The 25,936-nt window shown below is 37.1% G+C and carries 30 protein-coding genes and 1 other annotated feature (1 of these 31 running past the window's edge); of the genes, 26 read left to right on the top strand and 4 right to left on the bottom strand.

What is annotated here, in order from left to right:
- Window positions 1-38 (top strand) — a binding site (T-box leader); it begins 235 nt to the left of the window's first position.
- Window positions 39-196: 158 nt separating this feature from the next.
- From hisZ to hisE, 9 genes are read left to right on the top strand one after another with little or no spacing between them, the layout of a single operon-like run.
- Window positions 197-1,387 carry an ATP phosphoribosyltransferase regulatory subunit gene (hisZ, locus tag IGL98_RS13395; protein ID WP_206842851.1) on the top strand — a complete coding sequence of 397 codons (1,191 nt, stop codon included), beginning with the start codon at window positions 197-199 and terminating at the stop codon, window positions 1,385-1,387.
- A complete protein-coding gene (gene hisG / locus IGL98_RS13390) occupies window positions 1,384-2,025 on the top strand; it encodes an ATP phosphoribosyltransferase (protein ID WP_206842850.1) in 642 nt (213 codons plus the stop codon). The genes hisZ and hisG overlap by 4 nt, the downstream gene beginning before the upstream one ends.
- A complete protein-coding gene (gene hisD / locus IGL98_RS13385; RefSeq protein ID WP_206842849.1) occupies window positions 2,022-3,302 on the top strand; it encodes a histidinol dehydrogenase in 1,281 nt (426 codons plus the stop codon). Before hisG ends, hisD begins: the two co-directional genes overlap by 4 nt.
- Before the next feature lie 36 nt (window positions 3,303-3,338).
- Entirely contained in the window at window positions 3,339-3,923 is a 585-nt protein-coding gene (hisB, locus tag IGL98_RS13380; RefSeq protein ID WP_206842848.1) for an imidazoleglycerol-phosphate dehydratase HisB, read from the top strand.
- A complete protein-coding gene (gene hisH / locus IGL98_RS13375) occupies window positions 3,924-4,550 on the top strand; it encodes an imidazole glycerol phosphate synthase subunit HisH (protein WP_206842847.1) in 627 nt (208 codons plus the stop codon). It begins immediately after the preceding gene.
- Complete coding sequence (gene hisA, locus IGL98_RS13370) at window positions 4,528-5,253, top strand: 1-(5-phosphoribosyl)-5-[(5-phosphoribosylamino)methylideneamino]imidazole-4-carboxamide isomerase (RefSeq protein WP_206842845.1); 726 nt, start codon at window positions 4,528-4,530, stop codon at window positions 5,251-5,253. Before hisH ends, hisA begins: the two co-directional genes overlap by 23 nt.
- On the top strand, window positions 5,243-5,998 hold the full coding sequence (gene hisF, locus IGL98_RS13365; protein WP_206842843.1) for an imidazole glycerol phosphate synthase subunit HisF: 756 nt from the start codon (window positions 5,243-5,245) through the stop codon (window positions 5,996-5,998). Before hisA ends, hisF begins: the two co-directional genes overlap by 11 nt.
- Window positions 5,995-6,300: a phosphoribosyl-AMP cyclohydrolase gene (gene hisI / locus IGL98_RS13360; RefSeq protein ID WP_206842841.1), complete on the top strand. Its 306-nt coding sequence runs from the start codon at window positions 5,995-5,997 to the stop codon at window positions 6,298-6,300. Before hisF ends, hisI begins: the two co-directional genes overlap by 4 nt.
- 18 nt (window positions 6,301-6,318) lie before the next feature.
- A complete protein-coding gene (hisE, locus tag IGL98_RS13355) occupies window positions 6,319-6,630 on the top strand; it encodes a phosphoribosyl-ATP diphosphatase (protein ID WP_206842839.1) in 312 nt (103 codons plus the stop codon).
- 57 nt (window positions 6,631-6,687) lie between these two features.
- Here the strand turns inward: hisE and IGL98_RS13350 are convergent, their stop codons facing one another.
- Both IGL98_RS13350 and IGL98_RS13345 read right to left on the bottom strand, forming a co-directional pair.
- Window positions 6,688-7,086, bottom strand: a complete 399-nt coding sequence (locus IGL98_RS13350) for a DUF4828 domain-containing protein (protein WP_206842838.1) — start codon at window positions 7,084-7,086, stop codon at window positions 6,688-6,690.
- Window positions 7,087-7,165: 79 nt separating this feature from the next.
- Window positions 7,166-8,125 (bottom strand): IS30 family transposase, encoded by a 960-nt coding sequence (locus IGL98_RS13345; RefSeq protein WP_339099411.1) that lies wholly within the window; start codon window positions 8,123-8,125, stop codon window positions 7,166-7,168.
- A 245-nt stretch (window positions 8,126-8,370) separates the two neighbouring features.
- On the opposite strand from IGL98_RS13345, the gene sfsA reads away from it, so the two are divergent.
- The 16 genes from sfsA (at window position 8,371) to IGL98_RS13265 (ending at window position 24,367) form a co-directional block, all read left to right on the top strand.
- Entirely contained in the window at window positions 8,371-9,108 is a 738-nt protein-coding gene (gene sfsA / locus IGL98_RS13340; RefSeq protein WP_206913285.1) for a DNA/RNA nuclease SfsA, read from the top strand.
- 8 nt (window positions 9,109-9,116) lie between these two features.
- The gene (locus IGL98_RS13335; protein WP_206913261.1) at window positions 9,117-10,118 is read left to right on the top strand and encodes a Gfo/Idh/MocA family protein; all 1,002 of its coding nucleotides are present in this window, start codon (window positions 9,117-9,119) and stop codon (window positions 10,116-10,118) included.
- Window positions 10,119-10,144: 26 nt separating this feature from the next.
- Complete coding sequence (locus IGL98_RS13330) at window positions 10,145-11,425, top strand: DEAD/DEAH box helicase (RefSeq protein ID WP_206846346.1); 1,281 nt, start codon at window positions 10,145-10,147, stop codon at window positions 11,423-11,425.
- A 42-nt stretch (window positions 11,426-11,467) separates the two neighbouring features.
- Window positions 11,468-14,182 (top strand): sigma 54-interacting transcriptional regulator, encoded by a 2,715-nt coding sequence (locus IGL98_RS13325; RefSeq protein ID WP_206846350.1) that lies wholly within the window; start codon window positions 11,468-11,470, stop codon window positions 14,180-14,182.
- Between the two features lie 150 nt (window positions 14,183-14,332).
- Window positions 14,333-14,650: a PTS sugar transporter subunit IIB gene (locus IGL98_RS13320; protein WP_069646207.1), complete on the top strand. Its 318-nt coding sequence runs from the start codon at window positions 14,333-14,335 to the stop codon at window positions 14,648-14,650.
- 37 nt (window positions 14,651-14,687) lie between these two features.
- Window positions 14,688-15,008, top strand: coding sequence for a PTS lactose/cellobiose transporter subunit IIA (locus IGL98_RS13315; protein ID WP_069646206.1), 321 nt, complete (start codon window positions 14,688-14,690; stop codon window positions 15,006-15,008).
- 111 nt (window positions 15,009-15,119) lie between these two features.
- Window positions 15,120-16,412, top strand: coding sequence for a PTS sugar transporter subunit IIC (locus tag IGL98_RS13310; RefSeq protein WP_206846351.1), 1,293 nt, complete (start codon window positions 15,120-15,122; stop codon window positions 16,410-16,412).
- A 121-nt stretch (window positions 16,413-16,533) separates the two neighbouring features.
- Window positions 16,534-17,931: a glycoside hydrolase family 1 protein gene (locus IGL98_RS13305; protein WP_206846352.1), complete on the top strand. Its 1,398-nt coding sequence runs from the start codon at window positions 16,534-16,536 to the stop codon at window positions 17,929-17,931.
- A 225-nt stretch (window positions 17,932-18,156) separates the two neighbouring features.
- On the top strand, window positions 18,157-18,477 hold the full coding sequence (locus IGL98_RS13300; RefSeq protein ID WP_206846353.1) for a PTS sugar transporter subunit IIB: 321 nt from the start codon (window positions 18,157-18,159) through the stop codon (window positions 18,475-18,477).
- A 27-nt stretch (window positions 18,478-18,504) separates the two neighbouring features.
- Window positions 18,505-18,825, top strand: coding sequence for a PTS lactose/cellobiose transporter subunit IIA (locus IGL98_RS13295; RefSeq protein WP_010771280.1), 321 nt, complete (start codon window positions 18,505-18,507; stop codon window positions 18,823-18,825).
- Between the two features lie 132 nt (window positions 18,826-18,957).
- Entirely contained in the window at window positions 18,958-20,412 is a 1,455-nt protein-coding gene (locus IGL98_RS13290) for a PTS sugar transporter subunit IIC (protein WP_069646203.1), read from the top strand.
- 72 nt (window positions 20,413-20,484) lie between these two features.
- A complete protein-coding gene (locus tag IGL98_RS13285; protein ID WP_010762909.1) occupies window positions 20,485-20,703 on the top strand; it encodes a hypothetical protein in 219 nt (72 codons plus the stop codon).
- Window positions 20,704-20,723: 20 nt separating this feature from the next.
- Complete coding sequence (locus IGL98_RS13280; RefSeq protein ID WP_206846359.1) at window positions 20,724-20,921, top strand: DUF3188 domain-containing protein; 198 nt, start codon at window positions 20,724-20,726, stop codon at window positions 20,919-20,921.
- A complete protein-coding gene (locus tag IGL98_RS13275; RefSeq protein WP_069640497.1) occupies window positions 20,921-21,334 on the top strand; it encodes a DUF3284 domain-containing protein in 414 nt (137 codons plus the stop codon). The genes IGL98_RS13280 and IGL98_RS13275 overlap by 1 nt, the downstream gene beginning before the upstream one ends.
- Window positions 21,335-21,586: 252 nt before the next feature.
- Window positions 21,587-22,990 carry a PTS sugar transporter subunit IIC gene (locus IGL98_RS13270; protein WP_206913263.1) on the top strand — a complete coding sequence of 468 codons (1,404 nt, stop codon included), beginning with the start codon at window positions 21,587-21,589 and terminating at the stop codon, window positions 22,988-22,990.
- Window positions 22,991-23,170: 180 nt separating this feature from the next.
- Window positions 23,171-24,367: a GNAT family N-acetyltransferase gene (locus IGL98_RS13265; RefSeq protein WP_206913271.1), complete on the top strand. Its 1,197-nt coding sequence runs from the start codon at window positions 23,171-23,173 to the stop codon at window positions 24,365-24,367.
- A 52-nt stretch (window positions 24,368-24,419) separates the two neighbouring features.
- Here the strand turns inward: IGL98_RS13265 and IGL98_RS13260 are convergent, their stop codons facing one another.
- Window positions 24,420-24,566: a hypothetical protein gene (locus IGL98_RS13260; protein ID WP_206846361.1), complete on the bottom strand. Its 147-nt coding sequence runs from the start codon at window positions 24,564-24,566 to the stop codon at window positions 24,420-24,422.
- 178 nt (window positions 24,567-24,744) lie between these two features.
- On the opposite strand from IGL98_RS13260, the gene IGL98_RS13255 reads away from it, so the two are divergent.
- Window positions 24,745-24,882: a hypothetical protein gene (locus IGL98_RS13255; RefSeq protein WP_206846362.1), complete on the top strand. Its 138-nt coding sequence runs from the start codon at window positions 24,745-24,747 to the stop codon at window positions 24,880-24,882.
- On the opposite strand, the gene IGL98_RS13250 is transcribed toward IGL98_RS13255, so the two are convergent.
- Window positions 24,874-25,833, bottom strand: a complete 960-nt coding sequence (locus tag IGL98_RS13250) for an IS30 family transposase (RefSeq protein WP_339099578.1) — start codon at window positions 25,831-25,833, stop codon at window positions 24,874-24,876. The two genes, IGL98_RS13255 and IGL98_RS13250, sit on opposite strands and share 9 nt — an antisense overlap.
- Between the last annotated feature and the right edge of the window lie 103 nt (window positions 25,834-25,936).

The following is a 25,936-nucleotide window of genomic DNA, read 5'->3' as shown; positions in this document are numbered from 1 at the left end:
CTGAGGTGGGACCACGTGAAAATTTTCTCGTCCTCTTGGCTTATTTGCTAAGGGGGCGTTTTTTTATTATCTAGCTTTAAATGCTACCCTATTATGCTTTTATTTTAAAACACAATAAATAAAAATAAGTTGATAGTGAAAAGTACAAGGTGAAATAAAGCAGAACGTTGTTACCTATAACAAAGGAGGGAACCTAATGAAATGGAATCGTAGTTTACCATCAGGAACGAAAGACAAATTATTTCGAGAAGCCAACGGCGCTTATCAATTAGAAAAACAAGTCAATGATATCGTGAAAAAAAGAGGCTATCAACGAATTGATACACCTGTGATCGAGTTTGAAGATGTGTTTTACAGTGAAGAAAAAAATGAAAAAGAATTATACCGCTTTTTTGACAAGCAAGGCCGATTACTGGTTTTGCGGCCTGATATGACGATGCCGATCGGGCGAGTGATTGCAACAACAGGGATTCAACCGCCTCTCAAGTTATCTTACAGTGGCAAAGTATTTCGCTCAAATGATGACATGTTAGGGGAGCAAAACGAGTTGACTCAGGCTGGAATTGAATTGATCGGCTATTCTTCTTTAAAAGCCGAGGTCGAATGCATCACATGTGCTATTGAAATTTTAGAGGCACTGAATATACCAAATTTTCATTTTGAATTGGGGCACGCACAAATTTTCCGTTGCATTGTGACTTCACTTGGATTAGATAACTTTGCAAAAGCAGAACTTCAAACCTATGTTAATAATAAAAGCTTAACCGAACTCAAGCAATTTGTAGCGAGATATCCAAGTGACTTGGATGGATTTATTTGTGCAATCCCAAGGTTGTTTGGTGAAGTGGACGAAGTGTTACCGATCGCAAAATCACTGTTGAAAAATGATACGCAAATCATGGCAATCATCGATGAATTAGAAACACTAATGAATGCTATCAAGACGTGTTACCCAAAAATTTCAGTAACTGTAGATTTAGGTTTAGTAGCTTTGATGGATTATTACACAGGTGTTTTATTTAGTGGTTATGCCGATTTAGTGCCCGATATTTTTTTACGTGGTGGACGCTATGATCATTTAGCGGAACAATTCGGTCATCCTGTGATTCCAGCTGTTGGATTGGGCATCAATTTAGATACATTGGTTGCCTTACAATATCAAATCAAAGGCTTAGCACCTTTAGAACAACCGACGACGTTGGTTCATGGTTCCTTAGCACAATTATCAAAATCAGAAGCGCTGGTAAAAGAGAATAGCCGCTATCAATTATCCTTATTTGAAACACTGGAAGACGCGTTGAAATATGGAGAAAGATGGCAGTATCAACAAATTATCGAGGTAACACAAGATAAAATACGTGTGATAAAGGTGGGGGCTCAAAATTGACACAATTGACTATTGCATTAACAAAAGGGCGTTTGGAAAAACAGACATTAATCCTATTTGAACAAGCAGGAATCGATATTTCTTTTATGCAGGATAAGCAGCGAAAGTTAATTTTTACTAGTCCCGATCATCGTTTTACGTTTCTTTTGGTAAAAGCTGCTGATGTGACGACCTATGTACGACACGGTGTGGCTGATCTGGGAATTGTCGGCAAAGATGTACTGATCGAGCATCCATTTGGGTATTATGAAATGCTGGATTTAAAGATTGGCGTATGCAAGTTTTCAGTCGCCTCCACAAAAAATTATCAACCGAATGATTATAAAAGAAAACGAATTGCGACAAAGTATCCAACTGTTGCATCTGAACATTTTCGCAAAAAGGGAGAAGATGTTGAGCTTATCAAGATTGAAGGTTCTGTGGAAATTGCGCCAGTTTTAGGTTTGGCAGATGCAATTGTTGATATAGTAGAGACCGGAACAACCTTGAAAGAAAATGGTTTAGAAATATTTGAAGATATTTGTTCAATATCGGCTAGGGTGATCGTAAATAAAGCGATGCTAAAACGTAAGCGCCAAGCAATATTTCAATTATTTAATGAACTAGAATCTGTAATTGAAGGAGGAGAAGAAACGTGAAATGGCTATCAGGGGAAACATCAGAAATTTTAACAGCATTAAACGATAATGTTCAGCTGACTCAAGAGAACAATCGAGAAGTGGAGGAACAAGTTCGTAAAATCATTCAACAAGTGATCCAAAATGGCGATCAAGCGTTGCGGGAATACTCTAAAAAATTTGATCAAGTTGAACTAAAGGATTTATTTATAACGAGGCAAACGATCGAATTAGGTTTTCAGAGAGTAGAAAAAGATGTGATCGCAGCCTTAGAAGCGGCTAAAGAAAACATTGTCAGTTATCACCAAAAACAAAAGCAATATGATTTTATGGATACAGAAAAATCAGGTGTTTTACGGGGACAATTAGTATTGCCTTTGGCTCGAGTAGGGGTTTATGTGCCGGGCGGAACGGCTGCCTATCCTTCCTCTGTATTGATGAATGTTTTGCCTGCAAAAATCGCCGGTGTTAAAGAGATCATCATGATTACGCCGCCTTCAGCCAATGGAATCCCTGATGTGATTTTAGCCGCAGCAAAAATTGCAGGAGTAGATAAAATTTTTCAAATTGGCGGAGCACAAGGAATTGCGGCTCTTGCGTATGGAACAGAAACCGTACCTAAAGTGGATAAAATTGTCGGACCTGGTAATATTTATGTGGCAACTGCTAAAAAACAAGTATTCGGTACTGTAGGAATTGATATGATCGCAGGGCCTTCTGAAATTGGGATTTTGGCAGATGCTGCTGCAAATCCTGTTTATATTGCTGCTGATTTGCTGTCTCAAGCGGAACATGATACGCTTGCCAGAGCAATATTAGTGACAAATTCAGTCAAACTTGCAGAAGAAGTCGAAAAAGAAATTTATCAACAATTACAAACATTACCTCGTAAGGAAATTGCTGAAAAAGCAATCGAAAATCATGGATTGATCATCCTTGCGTCAACGGTGGAAGCAATGTTGACGATTATGAATGAAATTGCTCCAGAACATTTAGAAGTACAACTGGCTGATCCAATCAGTTATTTACATGAAATAAAAAATGCTGGATCGATTTTTTTGGGAGAGTATGCGTCAGAACCAGTAGGAGATTATTTTTCAGGAACGAATCATGTCTTGCCGACAAGTGGTACTGCAAAATTTTATTCGCCATTGGGTGTATATGATTTTGTAAAGTACAGTCAAGTTACTTATTATACAAAAGAAGCCTTGGCACAAGCGAAAGATGCGATTACTCTTTTAGCAAGAAAAGAAGGATTGGAAGCGCATGCCAGAGCCGTTGAATGTCGTTTTGACTGATCTTATAAAACAGATTTTTATATTGGGGGAATAGAAATGAGAACAGCTACTTTAAAAAGAGAAACTGCAGAAACCAAAATCGAATTGACACTTGATCTAGATTGCCAAGAACCAGTCACGATCCAAACGGGAGTTGGGTTCTTTGACCATATGTTGATTTTATTTGCCCGCCACAGTCGTATTTCATTAGAAGTAAAAGTGAATGGTGATTTAGAAGTGGACAGTCATCATACGGTAGAAGATGTTGGAATTGTTTTAGGTCAATGTATTCGAGAAGCTTTAGGGGACAAGGCTGGTATCAATCGCTATGGTACTAGTTTTGTGCCGATGGACGAGTCTTTGGGGATGGCTTCTTTGGATTTAAGTGGGCGCTCTTATTTAGTTTTTGATGCAGCGTTCGATAATCCTAAGCTTGGGGATTTTGACACAGAATTGACAGAAGAATTTTTTCAAGCATTCGCTTTTAACGCTCAAATGAATCTTCATTTAAAAATTTTGCATGGGAAAAATACACATCATAAAATAGAAGCACTCTTTAAAGCGACTGGCCGAGCGCTCAGAGAGGCAATTACTGAAAATCCGTCCATTCAAGGAGTCAATTCGACGAAAGGAATTTTGTAGATGATTATTATCATTGATTACGATACTGGAAATACCCGCAATGTTCAAAAGGCGTTAGATTATGTTGGTTTAACACATAAAATTTCCGCTGATCCTGATGAAATTCGAGCAGCTGATGGTTTGATACTGCCAGGTGTAGGTGCTTTTGCATTAGCAATGACGGAATTAAAACAGCGTGGATTAGTCACTGTGATCCAAGAAGTCGCTCAAAAAGGTACACCGATTTTAGGGGTCTGTTTAGGGATGCAGCTGCTTTTAGAAGGCAGTATGGAGAATGGATTTACAGAAGGGTTGGGTTTGATCGAAGGGATTTGTGAAAAGTTGCCAGATGATCCTGATTTACCTGTTCCACATATGGGCTGGAATAAACTAGTTGTAACGAAAGAAACGCTATTAACCAAAGAAATAGACGGAGAGTACGTCTATTTTGTTCATTCTTATTATGCAGATTGTGAGCCTGATCTGATCGATGCATTGGTTCAATATTCAATCAAAATACCTGCAATGATCTCAAAGGGAAATATCTATGGAACTCAATTTCATCCAGAAAAAAGTAGTGAGGCAGGGCTTATGATCTTAAGAGGATTTAAGGAGGTAGTGGAGCATGCTTGTTTTACCCGCGATTGATATTAGAGAAGGAAAAGCTGTTCGGTTGGTTCAAGGTGATTTTCTGCAAAAAACGATTGTCAATCATAATCCAGTAGCACAAGCAAAAGAATTTAAAGCAGCAGGTATCCAGATGATGCATGTGGTTGATTTAGATGGTGCTTTGATGGGAAAAGCATCCAATGCTTCTTTGATCGAGGAAATGAAAAAAGCAACGGGCTTAAAAATCGAAGTTGGTGGAGGCATTCGCACATTAGAACAAGTTGATGCCTATGTGGCGCTTGGAATCGATCGGATCATTATCGGTTCAGCAGCATTGAGAGATCCTGATTTAGTCAAAGAAGCTATTTTGAAATATGGGGATAAAATTGCTGTAGGTATCGATGCTAAGAATGGGAAAGTCGCCATCAGTGGCTGGTTGGATGTTAGTGAAACAGACTATTTACAAATGGCTCAGGAAATGGCGGCAGTTGGTGTCAAAACGATTATCTACACAGATATTGCTAAAGACGGAACTTTAATGGGGCCGACGTTTGAAGATTACGTGAAACTATCAGCAGTTGTACCAGATGTAAAAATTATTGCGTCAGGCGGTGTCAGTAGTAAAGCCGACTTAGTGAAACTTGCTGAATTGGGTTTATACGGAGCAATTGTTGGAAAAGCTTTTTATAATGGTGCTATTACGTTAGCAGATATGCTGGAGGTGGAAAAAAATGCTGACTAAACGTATTATCCCTTGTCTAGATGTCACAGATGGACGAGTGGTCAAGGGCGTCAATTTCGTTGATTTGCAAGATATTGGTGATCCAGTAGCTATCGCGCGAGCATATAATGAACAAGGCGCAGATGAACTCGTTTTCCTAGATATCACTGCTACCAGTGATAACCGTGAAACGATGATCGAAGTAGTTGAACGAACAGCAGAAGAAGTCTTTATTCCTTTGACTGTGGGCGGTGGCATTCGTAGTGTTTCTGATATGAAAAAAATGCTGCAAGCCGGTGCCGATAAAATCTCCCTTAATTCAGCCGCGATTCAACAACCAGAATTGATTCAAGCTGGGGCAGAAAAATTTGGCTCTCAGTGTATAGTTGTTGCAATCGATGCAAAAAAAGTAGGCGATTCTTGGCATGTTTTTGTTAAAGGCGGACGTGAAGATACTGGATTAGATGCGATAGAGTGGGCTAAAAAAGCTGTTGCTTTAGGCGCTGGTGAGATTTTACTGACTAGTATGGATGCAGATGGTACAAAAAAAGGCTACGACCTTGCGTTAAATCAAGCCATAAGCGCCGCTGTAAATGTTCCTGTGATTGCGTCAGGTGGTTGCGGTAATATCGCAGATATTGTGGAAGTGTTTGAGCAAACAAAGGTCAGTGCCGCTTTAGCTGCAAGTATTTTCCATTATGGTGAGGTAAAAATTCCAGAGCTAAAAGAAGCTTTAGCACATAATGGAATGGAGGTACGTCGATGAAACCAGATTTTTCCAAAGGGTTATTACCAGCAATTATTGTAGAAACAAAAACGAATGAAGTCTTGATGCTCGCTTATATGAATGAAGAAAGCTACAAAAAAACGCTTGAAACAGAAACAACTTGGTTTTATTCACGTTCCCGCCAACAATTGTGGAATAAAGGCGCAACAAGTGGGCATATCCAACATGTAAAAAGTATCGTTACGGATTGCGATAAGGATACTTTACTTATTACAGTTGAACAAACAGGAGCCGCTTGTCACACGGGAGAACACAGTTGTTTTTTCAATGTAATTAGCTAGTATAATGGAGGGGAAAAGATGATTGAAGCACTTTATGAAGAGATAAGAGCGCGTAAAGAAGAACCCAAAGAAGGTTCCTACACAAATTACTTATTCGACCAAGGGCTAGATAAAATTCTGAAAAAAGTCGGGGAAGAGGCAACAGAAGTGATCATTGCAGCTAAAAACAATCAAGCTGAACTAATTACTGAAACGTCTGACCTAATATATCATATGCTCGTTCTGTTAGTTGAAACAGGAGTTTCTTTAGAAGAAATTAAAATGGAACTAAAGAAACGAGAAGGAAAACTAAGTAAAACCAAAGAACGTAAACAAATCGATGAACTGTAAAATAATAGAAAATTAAAAGAAGCGATCCTCATAAAATAATTTTGAGGACCGCTTCTTTTAGTTTTCTGTTGGACAATCTAAAGAATCAGTAGCTTCTAAGACATAAGTAGCATCATCTGCTTCATCATATAATGAAGCAGGCTGATCATTCAAACATTGAACAATCAAATGATACCCATATTCATCTTGTGCGACTAACCGTTTATTGGTTAATTCAACTAACATGTAACTTAGTTTTTTGCCATCAATAATGATCTGTAAATCATCTTCGATGGTTAATGTATGTTGCGTGGCTTTTACTTTATTAACAAACCACCAACTGCCTAAATAACGTTTATATAAATTAGGAATCTCAGAATCCGTTTGTTGATTCTCTTGTTTCTTTTTCAAGAACAATGAGCCCGCAATACCCGTAATAAGTGATGCACCTAAAAATAATGACCAATGTTTTTTCATACTATCATTCTCCTCCAAGACAATCATATCACGAAATTAAAAAACAAACTATTCGAAAATCCTTTCCTATTTTGATTTGTCAAATTAAGCTAGACAATTGCCTTTCATTTATGTAACTCAAAAATACTTCTAATGGTGTTCGATAATTTAAAGATTTCCTTGGTATGTGATTTCTTTTAGAGGCGACAGCCGCAACAAAAGCTTGGTCAACTTGATTAAAATCCATTGTTTTAGGCAGCCCATCTTTACGTAATAACCCATTCGAATGCTCATTTAATCCGCGTTGTGAGGGGGTTCCAGGGTCTGCAAAATAGATAGAAATATCATTGACATTACTCATGTTTTTCCAATTTGAAAATTCTTTTCCACAATCAAAGGTCACGGATTTGAACAAATTTCTGGGAATCTTTTGTAGCCAATCAGTTGTCGCTTTTTCAATATCCAATGCTTTCCGACCATTTGGTTTTAATGTAATAATCACTTTTGAAAGGCGTTCAACTAGAGTGATGATGGCACTTTTATGATAAACGCCAACAATTGTGTCCCCTTCTAAATGCCCAAATTCCTGTTGGAAATCAGGGTAGTCAGTGGATCGTTCTGAAATATTGCGTTTAAATGCTTGCTTTCCGCGACGTTCTTTATGCCCGTTGGGCTTTCGTTTCCCTTTCATTGGTAGTTTTGAGCAATCAAATTGATTTGCTTTAAACTGACGATAAAGTGTTCTAACAGAGCATGAAATAGGAAACTCAGCTCGACCAATAATCACATCAGGTGTCCACCCTTGAGCCACCATAGTTTGAATGTAATCATGCTGTTCTGTAGGCAAACTAATGGGTTGTCGACCACAACGCGTTTTATTTTCTTTATATTGTTGGTAATAGTCACAGATAGATTTTCCTTGTTTTAGGAAGTTGTAAACATTGTAGATTGTCTGTCTAGAACGATTTAAAGTCTTAGAAACCATCGTAACAGGTTGGCTCATATTGAAATAAGCTTCTATCATCACGAGTTCATTTGATGTAAGATGAGTATAGGTCATTTGTCTTCACTCCTTATAATTCTTTGGTCGGAACTATTTTGAGTGTAGCACAAATGACTTATTTAGTTGTCTAGCTTAATTTTACTATCGGCGTATAATAAAATTTAATGAAGTCATAACTATTTTTAAATCTGAACAGATTTTTCAGTAAAAACGCTCTCCGACGTATGAAGATTTATTTGAACGTTTGACGATGCTTTTTCATCCAAAATATGGTATTGTTTTGAAGAAAGGGTGTCACAATGATTACATATAAGAACGTGCATTTAGCACATTTTATAAATAGACCGAATCGTTTTATTGCAGAATGTCGGTTGCAGGAAACTGGTGAAATGGTAACGGTTCACGTAAAAAATACTGGTCGCTGTAAAGAACTATTTTATCCAGAAGTGGAGGTCGGATTATCGTATCAGCCTTCTCCAAAGAGAAAAACAGATTATGATCTGATTGCTGTCAAAAAAGATACTGCTTGGTTTAATATCGATAGCCAAGTTCCTAATGCGTTAGCGGCTCAAGGTATTGAAGCAGGTACGATTATATTGCCAGGTTTAAAAGGTGAAATTGTTTCGGTAAAAAGAGAAAAGCGTTTTGCCCAGTCACAATTTGATATATTAGTTGAGACAGATACTGGCAATCAAGCATTTGTTGAGGTTAAAGGAATGACCTTGGAAAATCATGGAATCGGCGCGTTTCCTGATGCACCAACACTGCGAGGTTTGAAGCATGTGACCGAGTTGATTGAAGCCGTGAAAGAAGGGTATCAAAGCTATGTATTGTTTGTCATCCAATTTGAGAAAGTTGAAGCGGCGACAATTCACACAACTATGCAACAAGCTTTAGCAGAAATGATTTTATCAGGACAAAAACAAGGGCTAAGCGTCATTGCTTACAATTGTAGTGTCACTCCTGATACAATAGCAATAGAACATCAGGTGCCATTTGATGTCACAACAACGTTTGAAGATCCAAATTCAGAAAGGTGAGGGTAAATATGATTCACTTAGGTATAATTGGAACAAACTGGATTAGTCATCAATTTGTCAAAGCAGCATTGGAAACAAATCGCTATGATTTAACAGCGGTTTATTCACGCAAATTAGAAACAGCGCAAAAATTTGGTGAAGAATACGGCGATGTTGAGTATGCAACGGATTTGAATACATTTTTTGGTATTGCGCATATGGATACGGTTTATATTGCTTCGCCTAATTCCCTTCATTTTGAACAAGCAAAACAAGGGATTTTGGCAGGAAAAAATATTATTGTTGAAAAACCAGCCTTCTCAACGCCAGCAGAAATGGCAGAGATCATTGAATTAGCGAATCAGAAAAAGGTTTTCTTTTTTGAAGCAGCTCGTAATATTCACGAGAAAAGCTTCAAGAAAATTCGCGATTTATTGCCTTTGAAAAATCAAATTACAGGTGCAAACTTTACTTATATGAAATATTCATCACGCTATGACCAAGTACTGGATGGACAAGAACCAAATATCTTTTCCCCACATTTTTCTGGAGGCGCTATGGCGGATCTTGGTGTCTATTTAGTTTATGCTGCTGTAGGCTGGTTCGGTATGCCGAACGAAAGTTATTATTTTGCACGGAAAATCCCGACAGATGTGGATGGGATCGGTACGGCTATTTTAAGATATGACTTGTTTGACGTGACGCTACAGACAGGGAAAAATGCGGATTCTTTCTTAGATTCTGAAATTTATTTTGATGGTGGAACATTAGTTTTAGATAGTGTAAATGCCATCTCTAAAGCAGAATTTTATGATCGAAACCATCAAGAACGTGATATCATTTCTTTAACAACAGAAGAAAATCCGATGATCGAAGAAGCCAATGATTTTGCTGATGTGCTTGAAAATCCTAACGATCCAACAATGGGCGTTCGTTATGAAGAATGGGTAGAGTTATCACGCAATGTAAATAAAGTAGTAACAAGCTTAAGAAAAAGTGCTGGCATTGTTTTTGATGCAGACACAGAATAAACAGCGTTAACGAAGAAAGGATTATTATGACATTTAACAAAAATTTACCAGAAGCTTGGCAAGAACATTGGCAAGCTTCTGGTTTTAGCGAGCCATCAATGATTCAACAAAAAAGTTTCCAGCCTTTAAAGGAAAAAGAGAATGTCTTGGGGATTTCCCCAACAGGCTCAGGTAAAACGCTAGCTTATGTTTTACCGCTACTTCTAAATGTAGAAAAAGACCAAGGAAGTCAGTTGTTGATTTTAGCACCTTCACAAGAATTAGCAGTCCAAATCAGCCAAGTTGTACGCGATTGGGCAACGTTACTTCAATTGAAAACTCAAACCTTGATCGGTGGTGCCAATGTCGGCCGTCAAATCGAAAAATTAAAAAAGAAACCAGAAATTTTAGTAGGAACACCTGGCCGTGTAATGGAATTAATCAAAACAAAGAAAATCAAAAGTCACTTACTAAAGACCATCGTAATGGATGAAGTAGATCAACTATTTCATGAAAAAGAATTAAATTTGACCAAACAAATTCTAACCAGTGCACCAACAAAGTTTCAGTTAGTCTTTTATTCAGCAACGGCTGATCGAGTGGCAGAAGAAGCCCAAAAACTAACGGATCAACTGACGATCATTGATGTAACAGGTGAAGATCAATCTGGTGGTGTTGTGAAACATTACTTTATGGCTTTATCTCCGAGAAAGAAAAGTGATTATTTAAGGAGCTTAGCTTATACACCCGATTTTCGGGCGATGGTATTCTTCAATCAAATAGCTGATTTAGGGTCAGTAGAAGAAAAATTGATTTATGAAGGACTGGCAGTCGCAGGTCTTGCTTCAGATCAGAATAAAACTTTACGTAAACTCGCAATTGATCAATTCGCAAAAAATCGGGCGGTCATGCTTTTGACAACAGATATTGCGGCTAGAGGATTAGATTTTAATGCGATCCCATTTGTTGTGAACGCTGAAGTTCCTTTATCTGAAGAAAGCTATATTCACCGAGCAGGACGCGTTGGCCGAATGGGCGCTTCAGGATTTGTCATTACATTTGTCAATGATGCGACCAAACGAGATTATCAACGCTTGATGAAAAAAATAGAGCTTCCTTTTCAGGAAATCTTTCTTTACGATGGCGCAATCCATCTGACTAGAAAAGAAAAAAGTTTAACAGAGGAAAAAACGCTCTCTTCAAATGTGACGGTAAAAAAAGAACAAGCAACAAAGACGCTGCCAACGAAAAAAACAGCAAAACCTAAAAATCGTCCCAAAAACAACAAAAATAAAGGGGCTAGACGAAAACTGTCTAAACCTGAATAAATAGAGACAAAGTAAGAACGTCATGATTTAAGGAGGCTATCCATGAAATCTAGAAAAGACGAGATTTTAGCAGTTTTAGAATTAAAAAAAGAAGGCATGACGGCGGCAGATGTTGCCCTTGAGCTTGCCATCGATCGAAGTAATGCCAGCCGCTATTTAAGTGAATTATTCAAAGAACATAAGATCATTAAAAGTGATGGTCGTCCAGTCATTTATTCAGTTGTAACAGAAGAAGACAAAGTCCATGTGGATCATTCTAGTGAGGTAACGTTTGATAACTTAGTAGGAGCGCAGGATTCTTTAAAGGTCAGCATCCAACAGGCAAAAGCGGCGATTTTATATCCCCCGCGTGGTTTACATACCATTATTTTTGGTGAAACTGGAACCGGGAAATCACTATTTGCTGAATGTATGTATCATTTTGCAGTTGATTCTAAAACCTTAGCGGCAGATGCTCCTTTTGTTTCTTTCAACTGTGCTGATTACGCTCAGAATCCTCAATTGCTTTTCGGGCATATTTTTGGGGTCAAAAAAGGAGCGTATACTGGTGCCAATGAAGATAGCCCAGGTTTGATGTCAAAAGCCGATGGAGGGATTCTCTTTCTTGATGAAATCCACCGTTTACCACCGGAAGGGCAGGAAATGCTGTTTACATTTATTGATAAAGGCATCTATCGTCCGCTTGGTGAAAGTGGTCAAACCTATGAGGCCTCTGTTCAAATCATTGGTGCAACAACAGAATCTTCTGAAAGCTTTTTAACAACATTCAATCGTAGAATTCCTATGGCAATCACATTGCCGTCTCTAGATGCACGCTCGCTTGATGAACGCTATGATATTATTTCATTATTTATTAAACAAGAAGCAAATCGGTTGAATCAACGAATCGATATTAAAAGAGAAGCGATCTTAGCTTTTATGTTGTACGATGCAGAAGGCAATATCGGTCAAGTGAAACGGGATTTAAAACTTGTTTGTGCCAAATCATTTCTTCATTATCGCACGCATGAAGAATCTAGTTTGGTGATTCAAAAACGAGACTTGCCGCTGCAAGTGCAAAAAGGCTTATTAAAAATCAAAGAAGTTTCTGATCGCTTAGATCGTTTTGTTGATAGCAAGAGTAATTATTTAAGCTTTGAACCAGGGACAAATGAAGTTGTCTGGTCTCAAGATCCAGCTCGTGATATGCAAGTCTATAATGAAATTGAAGAGAAAGTTGCGACTTTATCAGCAAATGAATTAGAAAATGTCAATTTAGAGCAGCTGATCTCAAGTGATATGGATGCTTATTTTCAAACTTATGTGGATGAATTGACACAAAATCCTGTGCACAAAGAATTATTGCCAGAACCAATTTGGAAGCTGACGGACCATTTATATGACATCGCAGAAAAAAGATTAGAGCGCACGTATAATGAAAAAGCCCGCTTTGCCTTTGCCTTACATCTGCAAAGTACGATCGATCGAGTTAGAGAAGGACACGTTATCGTTCATCCTAATTTAAATAATGTCAGAAAAAAAATGAAAAAAGAATTTCAGGTAGCTATGGATCTGTCTGCTATCATAGAGGAAGAAAATAATATTGAAATTCCTTTTGATGAAATTGGTTTTATCAGTATGTTTTTATCGATCAACGTTGGCAATAAAGAAAAAGTCCACGCTAACAATGTTGGTGTAGTAGTTCTGATGCATGGTGATTCTACAGCTTCAAGTATGTTGAAAACAGCACAAGAATTGCTTGGAACAGAAACCGGTGCTGCCCTGAACATGCCGCTTACAATGGAAGTTCAAACGATGTATGAACAGCTGAAAAGCTTTGTCTTGAATCATCGTGATAAATTAGTAAATGGTATGTTGCTTTTAACAGATATGGGTTCACTGAATTCTTTTGGAAATTTGATTTTTGAAGAGACAGGTATTCGAACAAAAGCGATCACGATGACTAGTACAATGATCGTGTTAGAAGCGATTCGCATGGCAAGTGTGGGACGAAGTTTAGAAGATATTTATCAAAATATCCAAATGTCATTTGAAAGTATTATTAGAGAGCAGTTTCGTACCAGCCCACAAAATCGTGAAGATGTTAAAAAAGCGGTAGTGGTCACTTGTTTTACTGGTGAAGGTGTTGCTGCAAAATTATATCAACGAATTTTACCTGTGATCGACGAAAACAAAGTAGAAATCATTCAAATGCAGTTTTTAGAGCGGGAAGCCTTCAAAAAACATATCGATAGTTTAATGGAGGATTATGAAATAAAAGCAATTGCTGGAACCGTTGATGTAGAATATCAAAATATCCCATTCTTTTCAGCGTATGACATTTTTGATGATGAGAAATTAAATGTGCTCAAACGAATTGCAGGTGATGAAGTGCCAACGGAGAAAATCGTGAAATCATTAGGTGGAACGATCACTGCAGTCGATTCACTACAAAAATTGATCGTCATGCTGCAAAAAACAGTTCATCAAATCCAAACAGATATGCATATTATTGTAGAGCCTGGCGTTGATGCCGGTATCGTGATTCATCTAGCTTTCTTGGTAGATGCTATCTTGAAAGGTGAGAAATCAAAAGAATTTGATAATCTTGCAGAATTCATGAAAAAGAACCGTCTAGAAACAGACGTAACTAGAACAAATTTAATGGTGATTGAAAAAGCTTATCGTGTAGCCTTTACCGAGTCAGATATTGCACATTTGACACAACTGTTTTTAGAAAATAGAATCGAACTGATTACAGAATATAAGCAAAATTGATTAGTGTGTAATCGCCGAAAAAATAGTGTGTACACAATCTGTATAGACCAAAACCTTGTTATTACTAGGTTTGGTCTATATTTTTTTTTGGCACGCTTCTTGCTTTATATAAAAGTGTAAATACAACAATTTCAGAAGGAGTGACTAATAATGGCTAAAAAAACAATTATGTTAGTATGTTCAGCAGGAATGAGTACAAGTTTATTAGTAACAAAGATGCAAAAAGCAGCAGAAGAGCGTGGAATGGAAGCAGATATCTTTGCAGTATCAGCATCCGATGCAGATAACAACTTAGAAGCGAAAGATGTAAACGTATTACTTTTAGGCCCACAAGTTCGTTTTATGAAAGCGCAATTTGAACAAAAACTAGCACCTAAAGGCATTCCTTTCGATGTGATCAACATGTCTGATTATGGCATGATGAACGGCGAAAAAGTATTAGATCAAGCAATTGCTTTGATGGGATAATAATCAAAATAATAAAAAATGAATGGAGTTTTAGAATATGGAAGAGCAACAAAATTTAGAAGCAGTTATGGGATTGATCATGTATGGAGGAAATGCTAAAAGCGATGCAATGGAAGCGATTGCCGCAGCCAAAGCAGGAGACTTCGAATTAGCAGATCAAAAAATCGTTGATGCAGAAGAATCTTTAGTCCAAGCACATCATTCTCAAACAGGAATGTTAACACAAGAAGCACAAGGAAACCATATCCAAGTAACATTATTGACAGTTCACAGTCAAGATCACTTGATGACGTCGATCGCTTTTACTGATTTAGCAAAAGAGATCATTGATTTATATCGTCGTATGGATAATGAGTAAGAGCAACAAAAATAGAAAATGGCCCGTTTAGATAACGGAACATTAGTCAAAACTGATTTGAAGAGCATCATTGCTTTTTAGATAAATATTGTTTAGGGGGATTTACAAGAAATGGACGGATTTGTTCAATGGATGGAAAAACATTTTATGCCAAAAGCCTCAGTAATTGCGGCTCAACGCCACTTAGTGGCCATTCGTGATGCGTTTGTCGTTACGATGCCATTAATGATTTTAGGAGCGTTAGCGGTACTTATCAATAATTTACCAATACCTGGATTTCCAGAATTGATGGATAAATTATTTCCAATGATCGTCAATGACGCACCAATTTGGAAGAGTTTCGGTGGAAATATCTGGAACGGAACATTTGCAATTTTTTCAATTTTAGTTGCATTTTTAGTAGCGTACAATTTAGTAAAATCTTACGGTAAAGACGGAATTGCAGCAGGAACTGTTTCAGTTGCTTCATTCTTTGCGGTTGGTGGATTAAGCGGAACGGATGCTACAGGATTATTTATTGCTTTAGTTATTGCACTTATTTCAGGTGAAATTTTCCAAAGATTAGTTGGAAACGATAAATTAGTGATCAAAATGCCGGATGGTGTACCACCAGCAGTTGCTAAATCATTTGCAGCATTGTTACCTGCAATGATCACAATCAGTCTGTTTAGTTTGATCACATCAATTTTATTAGGATTCGGTGTTGAAAATATCGTAGTATCATTCTACGAAGCAGTTCAAAAACCATTTATGGGATTAGCAAATAGCTATCCATCTGCATTACTACTAGCGTTTATTACACCTTTCTTATGGTTCTTTGGTTTACATGGAGCGAATATGGTCGATCCATTAATGCAAACAATCAATGTACCAGCGATTGATGCTAATATCAAAGCGTTAGAAGCAGGCGAAAAAATTCCTTATATCGTGAACAAACCTTTCTTTGATTCGTTTGTAAACTTAGGTGGAACAGGTGCTACTTTAGGTCTATTGATTGCTATTTTCCTAGTAGGACGTAAAAATAAACCATTTAAAGTCATCACGAATTTAAGTTTAGCACCAGGTATTTTTAATATTAATGAGCCAGTAATGTTTGGATTACCGATCGTATTGAATCCGATCATGTTTATTCCATTCATCATTACACCGATGGTTCTTGTAACAACAGCATACATTGCAACATCAACAGGTATTGTTCCAGCTGCGACATTTATGCCACCATGGGTAACACCACCGATCATTGGTGGATTCTTGGCAACGAAGAGTATTGCTGGTGGAGTCTTGGCTGCAGTGAACTTACTAATTTCTGTATTGATTTATATTCCGTTTGTTAAAGTAGCAACGGATCAATTCTTAAAACAAGAATCAGCAGCGTTAGCGCAAGAAGAAAACACACAAGCTTAATGATAGACGAATAGATAAAATCTTCTCAAGAGAAAGTGAGACAAAACAAGGTCTTTGTTTTGTCTCGATTTTGAGGGATTTTATCTATTTTCAAATAAAATTATATTAGGAGATGACGATCATGAATTATCAGTTCCCAAAAGGTTTTTGGTGGGGATCTGCGGCCAGCGGACCTCAAACGGAAGGTGTTTTTGAAGGTGATGGAAAAGGGCAAAATATATGGGATTTTTGGTACGAAGAAAAACCTGAACTATTTTTTAACGAAGTAGGCCCGGATAAGACTTCTCAGTTTTATAAGAAATATCATGAAGATATTCAATTAATGAAAGCGACGGGGCATAATTCTTTTCGGACATCTATTCAATGGAGCAGATTGATTCCAGATCCAAAAACGGGAGATGTTAATCCAAAAGCCGTTGAATTTTATAATGATGTGATCAATAGCTTATTGGAGCAAGGCATTGAACCGTTCATGAATTTATATCATTTTGATATGCCAATGGTATTGCAAGAGCAAGGAGGTTGGTTAAATCGTGATGTTGTCGATCAGTATGTGTTTTATGCTAAGACTTGCTTTGAATTATTTGGAGACCGTGTGAAAAAATGGTTTACACATAATGAACCGATCGTGCCAGTTGAAGGTGGTTACTTATATGGATGGCATTATCCAGAAGAAGTAAACTTAAAACATGGTGTTCAAGTTGCCTATCACGAAGCCTTAGCTAGTGCTAAAGCGATTGAAGTATATCATAATATGAATTTAACTGGAGAAATCGGAATCGTTCTTAATTTGACGCCAAGTTACCCTAGAGATCCTGAAAATGAAGAAGATGTTAAAGCTGCTCGATTAGTCGATGGGTTGTTTAATCGTTCGTTTTTAGATCCTGCTGTAAAAGGTCATTTTCCAGAAGATATAGTGGCGTGGGTCAAAGAACAAGAGTTGATGCCTGAAACAACACCTGAGGATTTAGCGACAATTGCAGAAAATACGATCGATCTTTTAGGGGTCAATTATTATCAACCTCGCAGAGTTAAAGCTAAAGAGACACCAATAGAAATAACAGGCAATAGTATCCTACCTGAGGATTTTTATGATGTATATGATATGCCAGGAAAAAAAATGAACCCATATCGTGGTTGGGAAATTTATGAAAAAGGCATTTATGATACCTTAATGAACTTGAAAGAAAACTATGGCAATATCCGTTGCTATATTTCTGAAAACGGCATGGGTGTAGAAGGTGAAGAACGTTTCGTGAAAGCTGATGGAATGATTGAAGATGATTATCGAATCGAATTTGTAACAGATCACCTAAAATGGGTACATCAAGCAATACAAGAAGGAAGTCAAGTCCAAGGGTATCATATGTGGACCTGTATGGATAACTGGTCATGGTTGAATGCCTATAAAAATCGCTATGGATTCATTGCTGTCGATTTAGATAATCAAGCAAAAAGAACGATCAAAAAAAGTGGTTATTGGTTTAAAGAGTTAACTGAAAATAATGGTTTTAACTAAAAATAAGACAACTACCTAACGAATATTCAAATTGATATAAATGTCTTTATAACGGGAAAGAAAGCGCACACGAAATCTAGTGTGTAGTGCGTGAAATAGTAGTGTGTACACAATCTGTATAGACCAAAACCTTGATGTTACTAGGTTTGGTCTATACTTTTTTTGGCATACTTCTTGCTCTATATAAAAGTGTAAATACAACTAATTTAGAAGGAGTGTAATAAAATGGCTAAAAAAACAATTATGTTAGTATGTTCAGCAGGAATGAGTACAAGTTTACTAGTAACAAAAATGCAAAAAGCAGCAGAAGATCGCGGAATGGAAGCAGATATCTTTGCGGTATCAGCATCTGATGCAGATAACAACTTGGAAGCGAAAGAAGTAAACGTATTACTTTTAGGCCCACAGGTTCGTTTCATGAAATCTCAATTTGAACAAAAACTAGCACCTAAAGGTATTCCTTTCGACGTAATCAACATGTCTGATTATGGCATGATGAATGGCGAAAAAGTCCTTGATCAAGCAATTGCATTGATGGACAAGTAAAAATAAAAAATGAACGGGGTTACAGACGTGGAAGAGCAACAAAATTTAGAAGCAGTTATGGGTTTGATCATGTATGGAGGAAATGCAAAGAGCGATGCAATGGAAGCGATTGCTGCAGCTAAAGCTGGAGACTTCGAATTAGCAGATCAAAAAATCGTTGATGCAGAAGAATCTTTAGTCCAAGCCCACCATTCTCAAACAGGAATGTTAACACAAGAAGCACAAGGAAACCATATCCAAGTGACTTTATTGACGGTTCATAGTCAGGATCATTTAATGACAGCGATTGCTTTTACTGATTTAGCAAAAGAGATCATTGATCTATATCGCCGTATGGATAACGAATAAGCTGTGATATTTTCTTTTTTGAACGGAAGAAAATAGAGGTTAAAGTTTTTTGAACGGGACTTTGACAACTACTTTGTTTTAAGGAGTTTAATCGCTCTTTAGATAAATATTATTTATAGGAGGAATTAAAAAATGGATGGATTAACAGCCTGGATGGAGAAGTATATTCTGCCTGTAGCCGGTAAAATTGGCGCACAGAAACACTTGGTTGCATTACGTGATGCCTTTATCGGGACAATGCCGGCAACAATGGCAGGTTCGATCGCAGTAATGATCAATGCGATGATTCGTGACTTGCCACAGCAGTTTTTCTCAGACTATGCAGCAAATCTCGCTGCAGACAAAGGGATCTTTGCAGTTATTAATGTTATTATTGGAATCAACGGATTTGTTTGGAATGGTACTTTGGCGATCGCCGGTTTGATTTTTGCCTTTTCTTGGGGCTACAATCTAGCGAGAGCATACAAAGTAAATGACTTAGCAGGTGGTATCGTTGGTTTAGCAACATTGATTCAAGGAATTGCTTTTGCTTATTCTAATACATTAGAGACAGCTGTTCCAAAAGAATTAATGAATACAATCAATGAAAATTCAGCAACAAGTGGTTGGTCAGCAACAGCTGAAGGCTTAACAGCAGGCGGTTGGGGTTGGTTAAAACTAGATCACTTAAATGGTAACGCATACTTCACAGTAATGATCATGGGTGCAATTTCTGTTATCATTTTCTGTAAATTAATGTTGGCGAATATCACGATCAAAATGCCTGATTCAGTTCCGCCAGCAGTATCAAAAGCTTTCGCTGCGATTTTACCTGCAACGATCGCATTATATGTTATTGCAATTATTAACTATGTAGTAGGTAAATTAACGAACGGACAATTGATCATCGATCTAGTTCAAAAATATATTGCAGAACCGTTCTTGGGCTTATCTCAAGGTCTTGGCGCTGTATTGATCGTAACGATCTTCGTTCAAATTTTCTGGTTCTTCGGAATTCATGGTCCAAACGTATTGGCACCAGTTTTAGAAGGTATCTGGGGGCAAGCACAATTAATCAATATCGATATTTTCCAAAAAGGATATAAAGGCTTAACTGGTACACCAGCTGTCTTGAAAGCCATTGATGATGGAAAAGCGTATATGTGGGTTCGTGGTTCATTTGATGCATTTGCATGGTTTGGTGGTTCAGGTGGTACGATCGTCTTGATCATCGCTATCTTGTTATTCTCTAAACGTGCAGATTACCTAACAGTTGGTAAATTGTCATTAGGACCTGGTATCTTCAACATTAACGAACCAATCATGTTTGGGTTACCAATTGTATTAAATGCAATCATGTTTGTACCATTCTTAGTAGCACCAGTTGTTGCAACAACAATCGGCTGGTTAGCAACTTACTTCGGATTAGTAGCGCCAGTATCACAACAAGTGACGTGGGTTGTACCGCCAATCTTGCTATCATTCTTAGCAACAGGAGCAGACTGGAGAGCACCAATCGTAACGCTTGTGTGTATGGTGGTTACATTCCTTATCTGGACACCGTTTGTTATTGCAGCCAATAGAATGGAACCAACAGATTTTGAATAAAAAATAAAATAGTATGTTGCTTTCGCTTCTCTGGAAGTGAAAGCAGCTACTTAATTGTTAGGAGAGCTTAATATGATCACAATTGCTAGTGCAATGCAACAAGAAGAAATAAAAAAGTTATTAGAGAACTATGATGGTGGAGATTTTACATACACTTTTAAAGAAAAAAAAGGAATCAAATTAGCCTTTGATGTAACAGGAGACAAAGAAGAAGCAGCTAAAAAAGCAAAAGAAATAATCAAAGCACAACCTTGGGGCGGTGTCTTGTTCTTTCAAGCAGCTGCAGTTTAAAAAGATTGGACGGATGTAAAATGGTAAGAAATGGTTTATTCGTATGCAGTATTGGCTTAATAATAATTTTATATGCGCTTAATCCTGCATCAATGAAGTATGATTTGTTAAGTATGACGACAGGTATTTTCTTAGTGGTTGTTGGAGGGTACTTTTTCTTCAAAGGCAGAAAGAAAGAAGAACAAAATAAGAAAAATAGTAACGAGGTGAAAAGATAATGGAAATTATAAAAAAAATGAATATTCCTGCATCTGTTTTTTATGACCAAGTCATGGATTCTGTTTTGTTTGATATACGGAAGCATACGGGCAAAAGTTTAACAAGAAAACAATTGAACAACTTTGAATACGTCAAGGAATTTTCAAAAAATAGCCGGGCTCGTATCAAAGTAGAAAAACTTGTTGAAAATACGTCTTACCATTTTAGAACATCTACAACAAAAAATGATTTCTTGGTCCAATATGATATCAAACCATTAGATGAAAAATCTTGTGAGATTCGTTATAATGAAAAAATGGAATCTTATGGGTTTTTACAAAAAATGAACGATGCCGTACTTGGGACTATACTTATGTTTTTTAAAAAACGGCAGTTTACTAAAATGTTAAAAATGATGGAAGAATCATATTGATGAGAGTGTCATAGAGGCACTCTTTTTTTTGTGCATCTTTTACACACAAAATACACAGTGTAACAAGTGTGTATTTCAATGTGTAGAGAAAGCGCTTTATAACTACTCGCTTTTGGTCTAGCTCAATTTGGCATGGTTTTTGCTTATTATAAGAATGTAAGGTTATATTGATACAATATTTTATAGGGAGGTATGAATCAGTTTTAAAAAGTGAACACTTTTTAAATAAATAAATTTTTGGGAGGACAAAAAATGAATGGATTAACCGCGTGGATGGAAAGGTATATCTTGCCTATTGCTGCAAAAATTGGGGCACAGAAACATTTAGTTGCACTCAGAGATGCGTTTATCGGTATGATGCCGGTTACGATGGCTGGAGCGATTGCCGTTTTACTAAATGCGTTTATGCGCGATTTTCCCAACACGTATCTAGGAGAAGGGAATGCAATTACTAGTTTCTTCACACCAGTGATTGCGATAAATGGTTTGGTTTGGACCGGGACTCTAGCCATCATGGCCGTTGTTTTTGCTGCATCTTTAGGCTACAACGTTGCAAGAGCTTATGATGTCGATGCCTTATCAGGTATGCTGATATCATTAGCTGCATTTTTTATTGGTTTACCACAAAGTGCAACTGCGACAGTTACCTTAGCTGAAAAATTACCAAAGAATATTGCCCAACTTTTTACTGATGCGGGTGCGACTGTCAATATTGTTGATGGTGTTTCTGCTGTTGATGCGGGTGCTTGGGGGTATTTCCCATTTGGTAAATACATGGGTGGAACAGGCTTGTTTACAGCAATGATTTTTGGTTTTATTTCTGTTATTATATTTGCTAAATTGATGAAGAAAAATATTGTCATCAAAATGCCTGATTCAGTACCACCAGCAGTTTCAAAAGCATTTGCTGCAATTATTCCAGGTGTGACAGCTTTATATGTATCAGGATTGATTTATCATGTATTTGAACAATTAACAGGAAAATTATTGATTGATTGGATCTCTGAATCGATTCAAACGCCATTGCTTGGTTTATCCCAAGGTTACGGGGCTGTCCTCTTGATTGTCTTATTGGTGCATGTTTTGTGGTTCTTTGGACTTCATGGAACGAATATTATGTCACCGGTTTTACAATCGATTTATGGTGTAGCGATGGTTGATAATACGAATGCGTATCAACAAGGAAATGAAATCCCTTACAAATGGGTTGCTGGTTCCTTTGAAGCGTTTGTTTGGCCTGGTGGCGCGGGTGTTACATTGGTTTTGATTATTTCTATATTACTCTTATCTAAACGTGCAGATTACAAAACTGTCGGAAAACTTGGTATAGGACCAGGATTATTCAATATCAATGAACCAGTGATGTTTGGTATGCCAGTTGTCTTGAATCCGATTATGCTGATTCCATTTATTGTAGCGCCATTAGTAACAGCTACAATCGCTTATTTCGCTACAATGGCTGGTTTGGTGAATCCTGTTGTTGTGAATGTGATTTGGGTAATGCCGACGATTATTAGTGGTTTCTTAGCAACAGCGGGTGATTGGCGAGCGATTGTCTTAACGATTGTCAATTTGGCTGTCGCATTTGTTATTTGGGCTCCGTTTGTTATTGCAGCGAATAAAATGGATCCAAATTTAGGAGAGCCAGAAGAATAAAGCGAAAATCGTTTTAGATTGTTATAGTGTAAGTGAACGAGTTGATGAGACTGGGATAGACTATTAATGGTCATGTCCTAGTCTTTTTTTGTATTGACAGAGTTCGCTTTTTTCTGGACATCGTTTTACATTGGAGTACAATGAAAAGTAAGAAGTTACTTATAGTTAGGGTGGATCAAAATGGAAAAAGAAGTACGTATTATGGGTGAAAAAAATATAGATGATATTTTCGATTTAGCAGCATATGCTTTCAATGCTGAAAAAACAGAAGAGCGGAAAAGGCGTTTTAAGAAAATTGTCGCACAGTCTTTGAATTATGGGTATTTTTTAGAAGATGCTTTAACAAGTCAAGTGATTTCTACACCATTCAAAGTGGCATTTCATGGAATCAGTTACCAAATGGCTGGAATTGGTTGTGTTTCTTCTTATCCTGAATATCGGGGACAAGGGGGCATTTCAACTATTATGAAGCAGCTACTAGCAGAACTAGCAGAAAATAAGGTTGAATTAGCATACTTAGCGCCATTTTCATATCCTTTTTATCGAAAATATGGTTTTGAGCAGGTATTTGAACAAATTAGTTATACCGTTAAAGCAGCAGATTGGCCAAAAGTGAAGGCAACGCCAGGCAAGATGAAACGAGTTACCTATGAAGAAGCCAAAAGTGTTTGTCAGCAAATCTATTCTGAGTTACCTAACAACCAAAAAGGAGCAGTAATTCGGGAATCTTGGTGGTTTGAGTATGCATTTGGTCTGGATGATAAGAATTTATTTGCACTCTATGAAGACGAGTTGGGCAATCCTCAGGGCTACTTGATTTATCAATCTAGTGCAGAGCGTTTTGTGATTAAAGAATGGGGCTATCTAACGGATCAAGCCTTTCGATCAATCATTCGTTTTATTGGTTCACATAATGGTTCATCGCAAGAATTTCATTTAGAAACAGGTTTTGATGGTGAAAATCTAAGCTATCTAATGCCGTCGCCATTAGTAGAAATGAAAGTGACCCCTTTTATGATGGCTAGAATTGTTGATTTAGAAAGCTTTATGTGTAAGTATCCTTTTGCTGTAGGAAGTGCTGAAGCTTATTATCTTAAAGTTGAAGATGATTATGGTTCATGGAACAACGGAATCTGGGAATTGTTGATCGATGAAAATGGTCAGAGTTCTGTAAGAAAACTTGACCAAATCCCTGAATCATTGAAAGAAGAGGACGTGATTGCAAGCTCGATTCAAACATTGACGCAACTTTTTATGGGGTACCGTAGAGGGACTCACTTACATTTCCATGGAAAAATTTTAGGAAAAGAAAAAATGATCCAGTCGTTGGATCAACGTTTAGTAAAAGGTATGCCGATTTTAGCAGATTATTTTTAAAAAACAGGCTAAGTGAATTGATTATTTCAACATTCACTTAGCCTATTTAAATTTATGCCTTATTTTTCTCATCTTCTGTTTTTTCTCCTGCGGGGGCGTCATGATATTCTTCTAAAGCTTCTTTAAAAATTTCTTCTTTTTCCTGCTTATAATTGTCCTGACGCTCAGCGAAAATCTTTTCTTTCGTTTTATCCGTCATCTGTATTTCCTCCATTTTCTTTATTTACCATAAGAGGTATAGTTCAAGCTTAACATCCATAAAAAGACTTTACGAATTTTTTGATTACAAGCAAATGATTAGCGGAACGAGTTGAAACTCCTTATACTATGTAGTAAGGAAACAAATAAAAGTCTAATAATGAAAGGTAGTGGAGAACATGAGTAAAACCAAAGAAGAAAAAGTTGCAAGAAATGGTAAAATCGGTAAAACATTAGCTGTTGTTGTAGGTGGCCTTTATTTAGTTAAAATGTTAAAAGGCAAAAAGGATATTAAAAAATTTGATTTGTCAAATTAAGCTAGACAATTGTCTTTCATTTATGTAACTTAAAAATACTTCTAATGGTGTTCGATAATTTAAAGATTTCCTTGGTATGTGATTTCTTTTAGAGGCGACAGCCGCAACAAAAGCTTGGTCAACTTGATTAAAATCCATTGTTTTAGGCAGCCCATCTTTACGTAATAACCCATTCGAATGCTCATTTAATCCGCGTTGTGAGGGGGTTCCAGGGTCTGCAAAATAGATAGAAATATCATTGACATTACTCATGTTTTTCCAATTTGAAAATTCTTTTCCACAATCAAAGGTCACGGATTTGAACAAATTTCTGAGAATCTTTTGTAGCCAATCAGTTGTCGCTTTTTCAATATCCAATGCTTTCCGACCATTTGGTTTTAATGTAATAATCACTTTTGAAAGGCGTTCAACTAGAGTGATGATGGCACTTTTATGATAAACGCCAACAATTGTGTCCCCTTCTAAATGCCCAAATTCCTGTTGGAAATCAGGGTAGTCAGTGGATCGTTCTGAAATATTGCGTTTAAATGCTTGCTTTCCGCGACGTTCTTTATGCCCGTTGGGCTTTCGTTTCCCTTTCATTGGTAGTTTTGAGCAATCAAATTGATTTGCTTTAAACTGACGATAAAGTGTTCTAACAGAGCATGAAATAGGAAACTCAGCTCGACCAATAATCACATCAGGTGTCCACCCTTGAGCCACCATAGTTTGAAGGTAATCATGCTGTTCTGTAGGCAAACTAATGGGTTGTCGACCACAACGCGTTTTATTTTCTTTATATTGTTGGTAATAGTCACAGATAGATTTTCCTTGTTTTAGGAAGTTGTAAACATTGTAGATTGTCTGTCTAGAACGATTTAAAGTCTTAGAAACCATCGTAACAGGTTGGCTCATATTGAAATAAGCTTCTATCATCACGAGTTCATTTGATGTAAGATGAGTATAGGTCATTTGTCTTCACTCCTTATAATTCTTTGGTCGGAACTATTTTGAGTGTAGCACAAATGACTTATTTAGTTGTCTAGCTTAATTTTACTATCGGCGAAATAAAAAA

Origin of the sequence: Enterococcus sp. DIV0840 (genome assembly GCF_050527835.1) — a bacterium.
GTDB classification, from domain to species: Bacteria; Bacillota; Bacilli; order Lactobacillales; family Enterococcaceae; genus Enterococcus_L; species Enterococcus_L ureasiticus.
This window is presented reverse-complemented; position numbering and strand designations above follow the sequence as displayed.

Coding starts and splice junctions, on each gene's coding strand:
- IGL98_RS13250 (WP_339099578.1), bottom strand. CDS start 25,833: ATGACCTATACTCATCTTACATCAAATGAACTCGTGATGATAGAAGCT.
- IGL98_RS13330 (WP_206846346.1), top strand. CDS start 10,145: ATGACATTTAACAAAAATTTACCAGAAGCTTGGCAAGAACATTGGCAA.
- IGL98_RS13280 (WP_206846359.1), top strand. CDS start 20,724: ATGGTAAGAAATGGTTTATTCGTATGCAGTATTGGCTTAATAATAATT.
- hisH (WP_206842847.1), top strand. CDS start 3,924: ATGATTATTATCATTGATTACGATACTGGAAATACCCGCAATGTTCAA.
- IGL98_RS13310 (WP_206846351.1), top strand. CDS start 15,120: ATGGACGGATTTGTTCAATGGATGGAAAAACATTTTATGCCAAAAGCC.
- IGL98_RS13315 (WP_069646206.1), top strand. CDS start 14,688: ATGGAAGAGCAACAAAATTTAGAAGCAGTTATGGGATTGATCATGTAT.
- IGL98_RS13305 (WP_206846352.1), top strand. CDS start 16,534: ATGAATTATCAGTTCCCAAAAGGTTTTTGGTGGGGATCTGCGGCCAGC.
- hisE (WP_206842839.1), top strand. CDS start 6,319: ATGATTGAAGCACTTTATGAAGAGATAAGAGCGCGTAAAGAAGAACCC.
- IGL98_RS13270 (WP_206913263.1), top strand. CDS start 21,587: ATGAATGGATTAACCGCGTGGATGGAAAGGTATATCTTGCCTATTGCT.
- IGL98_RS13290 (WP_069646203.1), top strand. CDS start 18,958: ATGGATGGATTAACAGCCTGGATGGAGAAGTATATTCTGCCTGTAGCC.
- IGL98_RS13285 (WP_010762909.1), top strand. CDS start 20,485: ATGATCACAATTGCTAGTGCAATGCAACAAGAAGAAATAAAAAAGTTA.
- IGL98_RS13325 (WP_206846350.1), top strand. CDS start 11,468: ATGAAATCTAGAAAAGACGAGATTTTAGCAGTTTTAGAATTAAAAAAA.
- IGL98_RS13300 (WP_206846353.1), top strand. CDS start 18,157: ATGGCTAAAAAAACAATTATGTTAGTATGTTCAGCAGGAATGAGTACA.
- IGL98_RS13275 (WP_069640497.1), top strand. CDS start 20,921: ATGGAAATTATAAAAAAAATGAATATTCCTGCATCTGTTTTTTATGAC.
- IGL98_RS13345 (WP_339099411.1), bottom strand. CDS start 8,125: ATGACCTATACTCATCTTACATCAAATGAACTCGTGATGATAGAAGCT.
- IGL98_RS13320 (WP_069646207.1), top strand. CDS start 14,333: ATGGCTAAAAAAACAATTATGTTAGTATGTTCAGCAGGAATGAGTACA.
- IGL98_RS13335 (WP_206913261.1), top strand. CDS start 9,117: ATGATTCACTTAGGTATAATTGGAACAAACTGGATTAGTCATCAATTT.
- hisZ (WP_206842851.1), top strand. CDS start 197: ATGAAATGGAATCGTAGTTTACCATCAGGAACGAAAGACAAATTATTT.
- hisA (WP_206842845.1), top strand. CDS start 4,528: ATGCTTGTTTTACCCGCGATTGATATTAGAGAAGGAAAAGCTGTTCGG.
- hisF (WP_206842843.1), top strand. CDS start 5,243: ATGCTGACTAAACGTATTATCCCTTGTCTAGATGTCACAGATGGACGA.
- IGL98_RS13350 (WP_206842838.1), bottom strand. CDS start 7,086: ATGAAAAAACATTGGTCATTATTTTTAGGTGCATCACTTATTACGGGT.
- IGL98_RS13265 (WP_206913271.1), top strand. CDS start 23,171: ATGGAAAAAGAAGTACGTATTATGGGTGAAAAAAATATAGATGATATT.
- IGL98_RS13260 (WP_206846361.1), bottom strand. CDS start 24,566: ATGACGGATAAAACGAAAGAAAAGATTTTCGCTGAGCGTCAGGACAAT.
- IGL98_RS13255 (WP_206846362.1), top strand. CDS start 24,745: ATGAGTAAAACCAAAGAAGAAAAAGTTGCAAGAAATGGTAAAATCGGT.
- hisB (WP_206842848.1), top strand. CDS start 3,339: ATGAGAACAGCTACTTTAAAAAGAGAAACTGCAGAAACCAAAATCGAA.
- hisI (WP_206842841.1), top strand. CDS start 5,995: ATGAAACCAGATTTTTCCAAAGGGTTATTACCAGCAATTATTGTAGAA.